The 12,730-nt window shown below is 70.1% G+C and carries 6 protein-coding genes; 5 read left to right on the forward strand and 1 reads right to left on the reverse strand.

Annotated features, from left to right (window positions below):
• From THIDRDRAFT_RS26290 to THIDRDRAFT_RS22265, 5 genes are all read left to right on the forward strand, one after another.
• Positions 1-3,463: P-loop NTPase family protein (locus THIDRDRAFT_RS26290; RefSeq protein ID WP_007043184.1), on the forward strand; the 3,463-nt coding region annotated here is incomplete at its 5' end.
• A gap of 426 nt (positions 3,464-3,889) precedes the next feature.
• A complete protein-coding gene (locus THIDRDRAFT_RS22250; protein ID WP_007043185.1) occupies positions 3,890-4,810 on the forward strand; it encodes a hypothetical protein in 921 nt (306 codons plus the stop codon).
• A gap of 81 nt (positions 4,811-4,891) precedes the next feature.
• Positions 4,892-6,007 (forward strand): hypothetical protein, encoded by a 1,116-nt coding sequence (locus tag THIDRDRAFT_RS22255; protein WP_007043186.1) that lies wholly within the window; start codon positions 4,892-4,894, stop codon positions 6,005-6,007.
• The gene (locus THIDRDRAFT_RS22260) at positions 5,994-8,249 is read left to right on the forward strand and encodes a hypothetical protein (RefSeq protein ID WP_007043187.1); all 2,256 of its coding nucleotides are present in this window, start codon (positions 5,994-5,996) and stop codon (positions 8,247-8,249) included. Before THIDRDRAFT_RS22255 ends, THIDRDRAFT_RS22260 begins: the two co-directional genes overlap by 14 nt.
• A 68-nt stretch (positions 8,250-8,317) precedes the next feature.
• Positions 8,318-10,561 carry a hypothetical protein gene (locus THIDRDRAFT_RS22265; protein ID WP_007043188.1) on the forward strand — a complete coding sequence of 748 codons (2,244 nt, stop codon included), beginning with the start codon at positions 8,318-8,320 and terminating at the stop codon, positions 10,559-10,561.
• Positions 10,562-10,580: 19 nt separating this feature from the next.
• Here THIDRDRAFT_RS22265 and THIDRDRAFT_RS26295 read toward each other — a convergent pair.
• Positions 10,581-12,730: hypothetical protein (locus THIDRDRAFT_RS26295; protein ID WP_007043189.1), on the reverse strand; the 2,150-nt coding region annotated here is incomplete at its 5' end.

Consider the following 12,730-nt stretch of genomic DNA (forward strand, 5'->3'; position numbering starts at 1 on the left):
GGCCATCGCCGACTGCCGGGCCTTGGGGCGCGAGCCGCCGGCGCCCTGGGTCGCGGCCGTCGCCGACGACTGGCCCGGCCCCATCGCCCACGAGTACAAGCGTCTGCGCGACCTGCTGGAGGAGGGCGCCATCATCGCCGCCACCTTCCAGCTCAAGGATCTGGCCGAGGTGCTCATCAAGTTCCCGGCCCTGGTCATGGCCCGCGACCTGATCGCGCACGGCGACGACGAGGCGGCCCTGGCCGTGCGCAGGCTGCTGTTCACCGACCTCCTGCTCCTGGGCACCTGGGTCGGCGGTCTGCGCGAGACCCTGGCGCCCCAGGTGCGGCGCCTGGCCGCGACCCCCGACCTGCTCGTCCCCGAGCTGGGAGACCTCTTCGTCGCCCCCAGTCCCAGGGGCCCGCTCAAGCCAACTCCCTGGCTCGACACCCTCGGCGACCTGGTGCGCTGGCGCAAAGACACCATCGGCCACGGCGCCTTCGCGCTCGACCCCAAGGACTATCTGGATGACCTGGAAGGGCTGATCGGGCGGATCAACCGCGCCCTGGCCGAGCAGGCGGCGCTCGGTCTCTGGAGTGCGCTGGAGCTGCGCCACGCCGACCCGGACGTCGCGCCGCTGCGCGGCTGGCGGGCGATCCGCCATTGGCACCAGGGCGGTGCCGCGGCACCGCACCGCGAGCTGGAGCACCCACTCTTCCTCTGGCGCGGCGCGCGCTGCCTGCCCCTGGCGCCGCTGGTGGCCTTGCGCCGCTGCAGCCTCTGCGACAAGCTCGACGTCTTCCTCTACGACTCGCCCGCCGGGCGCAAGCTCCAGCAGGGGTTCCTGCTGCTCGACTACCTCACCGGGCATCGGCTGGCCCTGCCGGGGCACCGCTCGGGTGCGCTCGGCCAGGAGACCCAGGCCCTGCCGCCGCCCGACGCCCAGGACCAGGCGCCGCCGTCCGACGCCGTGCTCGACGACGACTGGGGCGACACCCAGCTCAACGCCCTGCTGGAAGCCAAGCTGCTGGAGGCCCGCTATCTGCAGCCGGAGTATCTGCGCGCGCCCCTGCGCGACTTCATCGCGGGTCATGAGCGTGGTCTCTTCTGGCTGATCGCCTCCGGACACATCGGCAAGAGCGTCTTCGTCCACGGCCTGGCGGCGCCGGATGAGGTCGGCGACAAGCCGCTGCTGCCGGACACCGCCGTGGTCGCCCTGCACATCCGCCGCGAATACCGCACCTGGCCGGAGCAATTGCGCTGGTTCCTGCTGGATCAGGTGCTGCACCGCACCTTCGGCCGCGAGCCGGGCGTGCAGCGTCTGCCGGAGCTGGACGTCCAGAGTCCCGACCCCGCCGCGGCCCTCGCCGATCTTTTGCATGAGGTGATGCGCTTCAGGCCGCCGACCGTCCAGCGCCTGCTCATCTGTCTCGACGGGCTCGACGAGCTGCCGCCCAGCCCGGAGGGCGAGGCCGGCATCGCCGATTTCATCCCCCGCCCGGAGGCGCTGCCGGAGGGCTGCTATCTGCTGCTGACCTCGCGCCCGCCGAGCGACTGTCCGCCCCACGTGCGCCGGGCATTGGACGGACGCTTCGCCGACGCGCCCGACTATGCCGAATACCGCCTCGACCTCCTCGACTCCGATGCCACGGACCCGGAGGCGATCCTGGCCTATCGGCGCCTGCTGCGCGCCTATGTCGACCGCGAGCTGGCCGATCGGCTCAAGGCCGACCTCGTCCTGGCCCTGTCCGATCTGGCCGCCGGCCGCACCGAGCTGACCGCCGTCAACGACCTGGGCCGAGGTCTGTCCGAGGCGGGCCTGCCCGGCCTGGCCGACTTCGCCAAGCGCGAATGGACGGCGCTCTCCAAGGGCCTGACCCTGCGCTCGCCGGCCGGCGCGCCAGGCCTCTTCGACCTGGCGGCGCGCCCGGTGCTCGAGCGCTACGACCGCGCCTTCGCCGCCGTTTGCGAGCGTGCCACCGAGCGCTTCCTCTATGTCGCCCACCTCACCGGACTGCTACGCGCCGGCCAGCTCGGCCTGGAGGAGATCGAGGCGCTGCCGAGCGGCGCCGGACTCTATGCCCACTATCTGCGGCAACTGGAGCGGGTCCTGGCGCCGACCGCGGACGCCCCGGCCAGCGGTCCCGCCAAGACATGGGACTTCACCCACCGGCTCATCCTCACCCTGGCCGCCGCCGAGCAGGCCCATGCCGCCGTCGAGGCCGAGATGCCGCCCAGCGTGCGCGAGGACACCTTCCGCGGCGTCCCGCTCGGGGTGCTCGCCGCTCTGCTGGGCGAGCCGGCGGGGTCGGTGCGGCTGGTCTTCGGCCTCTTCAGCCTCAAGGAGATCCTCGCCGCCTGGAAGGGGGAGGACGCCCGCCATACCCGCTATGCCCTGGGTCTCAAGGACTTCGTCGCCACCGTCGCGGCGCTCTGGCCCGAGGCGCTGAGTGCCCGGCATCGCCAGCTCGCGAACGAGGCGCTCGGGGCCTTGGACGCGCGCTGGGAGACTGTCACCGAGGCGGACCCGCTGGACCGCTGGCGGCTGTGGCATCTGCTCGGGCATGTGCGGCAGGCGGGGGAGGCCGAGCTGGTGGAGCGGATGCTGGATGAGGTTGCCATCAGGAACAGCATGTACCGACTCGGGATGCGGGCGCATGAAGACGCGCGCTATTCGGGCACGACGCGCTGGTGGTCCATCAAGCTGGCCTTGGCGGCCGAGCGGGTGGAGCGGGAGGGGACGGATACGGCCCGCAACGACCTGGCCGCGGCCCACACTAACCGGGGCGTCACCCGCCGCGACGGCAACGACCTGCAGGGCGCGCTCGGCGACTATGACGCCGCCATCGCGCTGAGGGAGGCGCTGCGCGCGCGCCTGGAGCCGGCCGGCGAGTGGCCGTCGAGCTGGGCCAACGACCTGGCCAAGGCCCACATGAACCGGGGCAACGCCCGCCGCGCCGGCAACGACCTCCAGGGCGCGCTCGGCGACTATGAGGCCGCCATCGCGCTGATGGAGGCGCTGCGCGCGCGCCTGGAGCCGGCCGGGGAGTGGCCGCCGAGCAGGGCCAACGACCTGGCGATGGCTTACGGCAACCAGGGGATCGCGCTCGAGGATTCCGCGCGTCTGGGTGATGCCATCCAGGCATGGTCGCTGGCAGCCGAGATTCGTGCATCGCTGGTCGCGAATGGGCATCTCGGCTTCGGGGGCGTCTGTCTGCGGGTGATGATTTGGGTGCTCCAGGGGGACCGCGATCTGGGGGGTTGGGTGGCATTCGCCCAGACATTGCTCGCCTTCTTCGGCGTCTATCAAGGGATGCAGCAGGCTTGGTCCGAAACGGGCGCGGAGGCCGAGCCGCCGTGGCGCGAGGAGATCGAGGGCTTCGTCGAGCTCATAAATGACTTGACTGCCGAGCAGCGCGACTCGCTCCTGGAGGCGCTGGGTGATGAGGCGGAGGCGGTGAAACGGGCGTTCGGCTGGGACTGATCGCCGATCCCCGTGCCAGCGGGTCGGCGTTGCGGTGGATGCTGGACGGGCCTGTTCCGACTCGCCGCTCGCGGAGGCGGCTCCGCTCGGCAGAGCATGTCCCCGCTCGACTGAAAATCCCCGCCGCGGCGGCGTTGACTGGATCGAGAGGACCGCATCGGGTGGGAGTTCTGCATGGGTGTGCCAGTCGCGACCATTCGAGCCCCGACCGGATCGCAGTCGGCATGTCGGTGAGGCCGCTATTGATCGGATCCCGATCGCCATAGTGGATGTGCCTGCAAGGGGTTTTGGACGGCGGCCGGATACGGGGCCGAAGACGCACGAGGAGCGAGACGATGGTCGGATACGAGATGTCTGTCGGGACTGTTGGGGATCGCCCATCGCCCGCGATGGTTTCTGACCCTGGGGCCGTGGAGGAGGGGCGTCATGGCTGAGAGCGGCGCGAGCCCTGGACCCGGGGGCGAGGAGGTATTGCGGGATCTGTGGCGGAGACGGGCGACGTTCGAGGAGGCGGAGGAATGGGAGCGGCTTTACCGTTTGATCTACGGCCTGCTGGCCGGCGCGGCCAAGCGGAAGGTGCCTGAATTCGGCCTCTTGGGGACGCCGATCGAATACGTGCAGGGATTCTTCGCCGAGAAGGTCTTCATGACCGCCGGCAACGGGGGCGAGCTCGATCACGCCAAGGTGCTGTTCGGCTACTTCGAGCGGTATCTCATCGACTGCCAGCGCCGGGACCGCGCCCAGCGCGGCGGCGACCGGGTCGGTCGCGGCGGTGGGGCGTCCGAGGTGCTGGATCTCTTCGACAAGGCCCAGTCCGACACGGCCGTCGAAGCCTATCGGGCCGGCCTCTCCAGTGCCGTGCCACCCACGCGTTTCACGCAGAGCCTCGCCCATGTGACCGACGCCTTGCGGCTGAGGGTCGTGGATCGAATCACGGACCAGGAGGTGTCCGATCTGAACGAGCTCATCTCGAGGCATCTGGGGCTGGATGCGCAGGCGCTCGTGGCATCGGCCCGCCGATTCTACGAGGCGCGGGACGAATGGGGTCATCTGGCCCCCAAGCGTGGCTGGATTCAGCCCTATCTGCGCGAGCATTTCTGCTGCGATTCGGACGCGCGGATTTCCCTGAGTACCTTGGCCCGGAGGCATCGGATCCCCGCGTATCACGACAAGGCGGTGCAGCTGGGCATCAGCGTTCCGCGCAAGGGCGGTGCGCAACTGGACGCCTTTCGCCGGAGCTATCGCGGGCAATGGGTCGCGAGTCTGGGGATCCCGCTGGATACCGAGCATCTGGCCGAGATTGCGATCGCACTCGAAGTGCTGTGTCTCGTCGCCTTGACGAGCTGAGGGCTACTACACCATGTCGACATCCACCACCACCGAGGCTGCTCGCGGCTTCATCATCGAAGGGCAGGAGGCCATCTTCGCATGATCCGGCTCACTCCACCCCTGGCGGTCATCGAATCGAACCTCTTCGGCGACGCGCCCACCGACACCCCCGAGCCGGCCAGTGCGGCCGAGGACTGGAACAGCGACCCGCCGGAGGCCGAGATCGAATTGCCCCCGCATCTCGCCGAGATGATTCGGGCGCGCGCTCAGGTCGCGGCCGGCGATCAGTCGTTGGAGCCGGCCCCGGGCAAGCTGCTGCGGATCGACCGGCTCTTTGGGCCGGATGGACCCTGCGCGCCGCAACTGGGTCAGCCGCTGGCGGTGCTGCTGTCCGGGCCGGGCCGGCATCCGTCGCTCTGGTCCGGGTGGCTGGCCTCCTGGGAGACGGACTACGCCACGGATGCGGACCTGCTGCTGGAGTCCGGCGACCGGCCTTACGATCCGCTGGCGACCATGATCCAGCTCTGGAATCCGGTCGAGGTCTATCTGCCCTGCGCCAGCGCGGTCCTGGGACAGCTCGGCCCCGAGCGTCTGGCCGCGGTGCGCGAGCGCGCGGCCGATCTGGCGGCCGGCGTGGCGGAGACGGACGTGCAGGAGGCCGCCCCCGGAACCCTGCGTCAGGCGGTGACCAGCGGCGGGAGGCTGATCCTCACCGGCAGTCCGCTGGGTGACGCGCAGGATCCGCGACAGGGCTACCGTCAGCTCTATGGGGCGGTCGCCGAGCGACTCCATGCCCTGGCGCGCGAGGTCGCGGTCGGGAGTCGAGCGGACTGGATCAGCGGGGTGCTGGATGCGTTCCGTGCCGCCGGCCGACGCTGGAGTCTCGATCTGACCCCGGTCGTCCAGCCTGCGCTGGGCGATGCCTCGACGCAGAGGACGAGCGCCGACACCTATCGGCTGGGCGATCTGCTCGACATCCGCTTCGTCCCCGCCGAGGACGGCGAGGCCGTGCAGATGCACGTCCAGCTACGGAGCCAGACGCCCTTGATCGTCGCCATCGAGCGGGCCGGCAAGGTGCGGCAGAGCCGGCGGCTGGATGCCTCCAGCCCGGCGGCCGACTTCTTCGCCGGCGGCGGACGGTCGCTGTCGCTGACCCTGCGCGACGCCGCGCGGAATCTGCTGTTGGAGGTTCCCTTCCCCGATGGGCGCGCTTGAGACATTGCAGGAGCTGGCCCAGGTCTGGATCTGGGGCGAGACGGACGGGGTGCGCTGGTGCTCGCCGCAGGGGATCCATCGGCTGGCGCAGTCGAGCCCGACGCGCTCGGCCCGGCCGGCCATGCCGGAGGCGCTCGAAGCCGGTCGGCCGCACATCGCCTTCGAGCAGGCCCTGGCGCCGGATCTGGCCGCGCGGCTGGCGGCGCTCCTGGACCGTCATCCGGGTGTGCGGCTGCATGTGTCCGAGGATCTGCCAGCCCCTTGGCACGCCTGTCCCTTCGAATGGCTGATGCGCGATGGCGTCTCGCTGCATGGACGCCTGTCCGTCCTGCGCTATCAGCGCCTGCCGTCGGCACCGCGCGCACCCCTGTCCCCGCGAAGGGAGATCGCGGTGCTGAATCTGCTCCCCGGCAGCGAGCCGGTCCAGCCCGCGGATGCGGCGGCCGGTGACCGGGTCCAGGTCTACGATGGCTTCGGGGCCGTCGACTGCTTTCTCCGGCGGGCCGATCTGGTCGATCTGGCCGCCCTGGTCCTGGTCGCTCACGGCAGCGAGCGCGCCTCGGATCATCCCTTCCGGCTCGCCGACGGGCGTCCCTGGCGGCTGCCGCTGGAGTTTGGTCTGCCGCCGCTGGTCCTGCTGCTGGCCTGCGGCAGCCCGGACGGCAACCTCATCGCCTACGGCCGGGAGCTGCTGGGCGCCGGTGCCGAGGCGGTGATCGCGCCCCATGGCCGCCCCAGCCAGGCGGGCGCCCGGGACTTCCTCGCCGAATTCCTGCCGCGCTGGCGTGCCGGGGCGCCGCTGGAGGCCATTCTGCTCGACCTTCAGCGTCCGGCCCATGACAGCGATGGGGCCAGGCTGATGCAGATCCTGGGGCGCGGCGATCTGCGTGTCGCCGAGCGCCCCCGGCCCGAAGAGATGGATGACGAGGCCCTGGCCGAGGCCGCGCGCGAGGGCGATGGGAGCGCCCTGGGGCAGCTGAGCAATCGCCTGACCCTGCGCTGTTTCCAGACCCAGGTGCCGCTGGACGAGGCGGAGCAGGCGCTGCGCACAGGGCTCGAGGTGCCCGGGTCCGACGAGTCGGCCGAGGCCGCGCTGCTCCGATCCCTGGGGGACATCGAGCTGCGGCTCTGGCCCCTGACCCGGGCCTGGGTCGTCCCGCTGCTCGCCCTGCTCGCGGATGCCTACGATCAGCGACAGAGTCCGCGCTTCGAGGCCGAGCGCCGGGCGATGGACCGGCCCGGCATCCCGCAGCCGGCCCCGGTCTTTCACTACTGGTCGCGGCTCTACTACCGCCAGGGCCGCTATCCGCTGGCGGTGCAGGACGTCGCGCGGGGCCTGGCGCAGCTCGAGGCCGGCGATCTCTGCGGCCGCGGGGCGGGTCTGGTCGGCCAGCTCATCGGTCTGCTGATCGACCTGAATCTGCCCGACCCCGCGCGCCGGCTCTCCAGGGACCTGGACGATTGTCTGTCGCGCCACCGTGGCCAGCGCTCGGATTGGGAGGCGCACAAGCTCAAGGACCGGACCGCGCGCATCGCCCTGCGCCGTGGTCGCGCTGAGCGCGCCCTGGGCATCTACCGTCTCAAGCGTCGAGAGGCGGCCAATTTCGGTGGTGACGGTCGGCGCGAGCTGGCCTGGCTGCTCTATATCGGCGCCTGGAGCGGACATCCGGATAGTGCCGGGTGGGCAGGGGAGGTGGCCGAGATCCTGGACGGTCTGATCCCGACGCTGGACCAGGTCGGCTTCGGCAATGGCGACGAGATCTATCTCCTGCGCGCCTATGCCGCCTGGGCCTGGCTCGGCGCCGATGCGGCCGCCCGAGCCAGACTGCTGCGCTTCGGTGCCTTCCTGCGTGAGCGTCTCGTCGTCGGCGATCCGGGTCCGCCCGGATTCGCGCTGGCCTTCATGCATCTGGCCGGCGGCGAGGGTGGCGACCCCGATCACAGGCTACCGAGCTGGGACGAGGTCTGCGCGGTGTTGGATCAAAAGCGCTATTACCTGGAGTTGGCCGCCCTGAGCGCGCTGGCCGGATATCCCCAGGATGCCGAGGATGGGCTCGAGCGGTTCCAGGCACAGCGCCGTCTGCCCACGGCGCTGGACCTGCCCGACTGGCTGGGCGATGGGGTGCTGGCGGAGTGGGATACATCGAGCGCCGAGCGCGCCCGCTTCGAGCGGGAGCGGATCCTGGGCCCGCAACGCTGCTCCGCGCGGGATCTGGTGCAGGCCGGGCTGCTTCCACTCTGACCCCGAGGTCCGGGTGCCTTTCTGTAATTGATGGATCCGCGGGCTTCGACGCCGCGGGGGAGATTCGAATGGATTGGACCGACTTTCTGGCCGCGCTCGACACCGGCCTGAGCGTCCTGGAGCGACGGCTTCAGGACCTGAGTGTTGATGCGCCCGAGGCATCCCGTCCCATTGCGCCCGTGTGCTTCGAGACCCGTCAAGGGAGCGCGGGTGCCGATCGGTGCTACATCGGCTGCGGTGAGCCGGCAGCGGCGGAAGACAGGAGCCTCTATCTCAACAACAAGCTGTTCGACCGCGATGCGGTGACCCGGCTGGTGCTGGATCCCGAGCGACAGGCTCAGTGGCGCAGCCTGCTGGGCGCGGATGCGCTGCCGGAGCGCTTCTTCGGTCGCTTCACCCTGGTGGTCGAGGATGCCTCGCCGGACAGCTGCCTGGGCTTGATCCTCTTTCTGGCCACTCAGAATGGGGTGGCGGCCGGCGACCTGCCCGGCGACTGGATCCGCTACACATTGCAATGGGAGCGTGGCGCCTCGCGCGTCTCCGATCCCTTGCGCGCCTGGGGTCCGCTGCTCTCGGCGCTCGCCCACGGTCATTGGTCGGTGGAATCGCTCCAGGCAGCGGCGCTCGAGGGGCGGCCCCAGAGCGTGCCGGAGGCTCTGGCCCCAGGGCAGGCGTGGCTCTCCTGTCTCCGCTTCACCCTGGCGCTCTTGCTCGCCAATCAGCCCCCGGACGCCATCGAGGAGCTGCCCAACGGCGAGGAGAGCGAGCGTGCCTATGCCTTCCTGCGCTACGAGTGGCAGGTGTATCTGCAGGCCCTGGAGCAGGCGGAGCGGCTCCAGCTGCTGCTGCCCATGCAGGGCGACGGCCGGCGCTACAAGGTCGTGGATGCCTGTCTGCTCGACGAGATGGCCTTGTGCGGCGCCAAGAAGATCTTTCTGCGCAACGATCGCACCCACAGCTATCTGGGCGACGGCTTCGGTCTGATGGCGCTCTACCGACCCGCCGAGACGGGGACGGGCGACGACATGACGATCTCGGTCGATCCGATCGCGGGTGTGCATCTGCGCGATCTCTGGGAGCGGCTGGAGCACCTGGAAGACGAGCGGTGGGAGGGCCGGCGGCCCAACGATGCCCCCAGGGCGCTCAAGAGCTATCCCGGTGGCCGCAGACCCGATGGCACGCCGAGTCCGAATCAGCCCTGGTGGGACGATCATGGTCGCCATACCCTCATCGGTGCCCCCCGTCGCTTGGCCGACGGGCGTCTTGGGTCGCGTCTGGAGTGGTATCCGCATGTTCTGGAGGCGCTCTGGGACTGCTACGAGCCGACCCGAAACCAGCGCTTCATCGATGGGTCCGGTCGGCTCAAGGCGCTGGCGGACTGCGCGGCCGAGCCGGTCGCCGATACCGGCAAGCGCAAGCTGAGCCTCAAATGGCCCCGCGGCGGACAGGTCGGCCCCGAGACGGGACTCCCGCCCCAGGGATACGAGCCCGCGCTCATCACCCCGACCTTCCAGCGCTGTCTCGCCGCCTGTCTCCAGCCGGGTGGGCGGGAGGCTCGGCGCCTGGCGAATCTGCCCTCCATCGACAGCTTCGACTTTCTCCAGGTCCCCGGAGGCTATGTGCTCATCCATGCCGAGGGTGTCCTGGTGCTGGACGATTGGCGCTCCATGCCCCTGTGCGAGGAGGCCGTCGATCGGGAGATCGCCAAGGTCGCCGAGCGGCTGCACCTGCTGCGCGAGACTGGCGAGAGCGCGCAGGGTCTGTTCGAGCAGATCAGCATGCATCTGGCCAAGCGGCGCTGGCGCAGGCTCGGGAGCATGACCACACTGGACCGGCTCGCCGAGATCAAGCTGCGGATGCGCGCGGGGCTGAATCGCACCGCCCCGGTCACCGACGATGCCCACATCGCCGCCTTTCGTCGGGCGCTCGAATGCCGCTGGGCGATCGCGAGCGAGATCGAGACCATCGACCGCACCATCGACGACCTGGAGCAGAGCCTGCGCAGCTACACCGAGCTGCGCTCGGGCCGGCTGATCAACTTCCTGACCTTCATCGGCTTCCCGCTCGCCTTGTTCGCCGGCTTCTTCCAGTTCATCTTCGAGGGCATGCCGCGCGACTGGTCGGCTGTGCTGAGCTGGATCGGGGTCGAGACCCAGCCGCCCGGCACCGAGTCCGCCAGCCCGCACTGGGTCGGGCTCTGGATCTATCTGGGGGTATCGATCGGCTCCATGCTGGTCATCGGCGCCGGCTGGAAGCTGTGGCGCTGGTGGGAGCATCGCCTGGCCGATCGGCGCGGGTCCACGCCGACATGAGCCCCCGAGTCTATGTCGTCTATTGGCCGCTCCTCATCGAGCTGGCCGCACGCCCGACGTCTTCGGCGGGAGGCGTCTCCCGGGGCAGCAGGGCGCGGCCGAAGTACTGGTAGAAGGCCTCGTCCGGGTCCTCGACGATCTCCTTCCAGTGGGTCGCGAGCCGCTCCCGGGTCGGTGGCTCCTTGGGATGGGCGCAGTCGTTGCGCAGCGTCCGCAGCGACTCGAGCGCTTGGGCGCGGCGCCTGCGCGACGCTGGCGCGAGCAGCGCATCCGGGTTTGGCAGCGCCTGCCTGAGGACGGTCCCCAGCAGCCGGTCGAGCGGATCGGCGCTCTCCTCGCCGTGCTTCAGTGTCCGCTGCAACGCGGCCACCATGGGGCCCAGCTCGAGGTCCGCTTTCTTGCCGTCGAGGAAGCGGGCGACCTGGGCGGCGATCGCCTCCTCCCCGAAGAGCGACTCGGCCTCGCCGCGAGACTCGGCACGCCAGTGCTCGCGCACCGGATGGAAGAGCCGACGGGCCAGGCTCCACTCGACCGCCAGTCCCAGCTCGAGCCCGGCGTAACGGGCGAGATTCTCCTGACCCAGACAGCGCCGCCCGCAGGCCAGGAAGCAGCGCTCGGTGTCCTGCAGGATCTGGTCCCAGATCGGCCCGAGCCGCTGCGCCAGCTCGGACCGCGCCTCGGCCAGCTCGCTTTCGGAAAGTGACCGGTTCGCCTCGGCGACGGCCCGCGCGAGCCCCTCGTCGAGCTTGCGCTCGATCTCCGCCTGGGTCTGCGCGTCACCGGCCAGCCATTCATGCTGATAGTGGGCGGCCAGCTCGGTCCAGGCGTGCTGGATGGCCTCGGCGAAGCCGTCCCAGCGCGTCGTGAGTCCCCGGATCAGGACCTCGGTCATGGCCCGATGCATGGCCAGATACTCGTCCCGGATCGTCTCCTGTGCCTCGGCCGTGCTCGCCTCGACGCACCGCTGGATCAGCGCCTCGTTCCGGATGATGAAACTCGGCCACACCTCCGTTTTGAGGCTCGGCTTGATGGCGTCCCGCCAATCCTCGGTCGAGCCGCTGAATCGTCCCCGAGCACCGTCCAATGGTATGAAGAGTTGACTCATAAACTCGTCCGTCAGCCAGAGCACCCTCTTGAGGCTGCGTTTCAATACCTCCTTGGGGTCCGTTGTCGGCGGTAGATGAATTGTCTCGCCGATCTCCTTCAGCTCCAGCATCAGACTGGCAACCTGGCCGACCCGGCGGGCGACGTCCTGGCGGTCTGCATCCGCCGGAGCCTGCTGGACCAGCACCGCCGCCGCGCGCTGATAGCTTGCCTCGGCCGACTCGAAAGACCAATGGCGTGCCAGGAAGCCGGCCAGGACGAGATGTCCCTCGGGATCCGATGGCCGCGCGCGGACGTAGTTGCGCAGCACCTGCTCGGCCTGCTGCGGATCGCCGCGCCGCTTGAAATCCTCGGCCTGGAGCAGGGCGCTGGTGGCGGTGCCGCCGAAATAGAGCACGCGTAGCTCGGCCAGTCGCTGGGCGGTGGGCACCAATGCCTGCGCGCGCTCGGCGCCCCCCGGCTCGCGCAGCAATTGCGCCATGGCGCGCTCCAGTGCCGCGAGCGCCGCCCGCTGCATGGCGGCGGAGGCCGGCGCGCTGCCGTGGCTGTCGGGATCCAGGTGCTCGAGGATGATCTCGGGCAGGAAGTGCGCCTGGCCGGCGGCGAGATAGGCATCGAGCGTGAGGCTGAACAGCCCCTCACGGGTCGGACGCAGATGGTAGATGCCGCCGAGCTCGACGTCGCGCAGAAGTGCGAGCCCGGTCTCTGCCGCGTCTTCCGCCGGCATTGGATCCGGGACAGCCAGCAGGGTGAATGCCTTGTTCCCGTAGGCGAGTGCGAGGGCGTTGGCATACTCGGCGACGCCGAGGTCGAGGGACTCGCCCAGCGCAATGGCGCGCTCGTAGGCGGCGATGGCCTGCTGCAGGGCCTGGGGCGAGCCGAGGGCTTTAAGGGCGAGGCCCTTGTTGGAGTAGGTGCCGGCGAGGTCGTTGGCATACTCGGCGACGCCGAGGTCGAGGGTCTCGCGCAGCGTGATGGCGCGGTCGTAGGCGGCGATGGCCTGGTTCAGGGCCTGGGGCGAGCCGAGGGCTTTAAGGGCGAGGCCCTTGTTGGAGTACGTGCGGG

Origin of the sequence: Thiorhodococcus drewsii AZ1 (assembly GCF_000224065.1) — a bacterium.
In the GTDB taxonomy this organism is placed as follows: Bacteria; Pseudomonadota; Gammaproteobacteria; order Chromatiales; family Chromatiaceae; genus Imhoffiella; species Imhoffiella drewsii.

Excerpts from the sequence above, each read along its gene's own strand:
- THIDRDRAFT_RS22255 (WP_007043186.1), top strand. The coding sequence starts at position 4,892 with ATGATCCGGCTCACTCCACCCCTGGCGGTCATCGAATCGAACCTCTTC.
- THIDRDRAFT_RS22250 (WP_007043185.1), top strand. The coding sequence starts at position 3,890 with ATGGCTGAGAGCGGCGCGAGCCCTGGACCCGGGGGCGAGGAGGTATTG.
- THIDRDRAFT_RS22260 (WP_007043187.1), top strand. The coding sequence starts at position 5,994 with ATGGGCGCGCTTGAGACATTGCAGGAGCTGGCCCAGGTCTGGATCTGG.
- THIDRDRAFT_RS22265 (WP_007043188.1), top strand. The coding sequence starts at position 8,318 with ATGGATTGGACCGACTTTCTGGCCGCGCTCGACACCGGCCTGAGCGTC.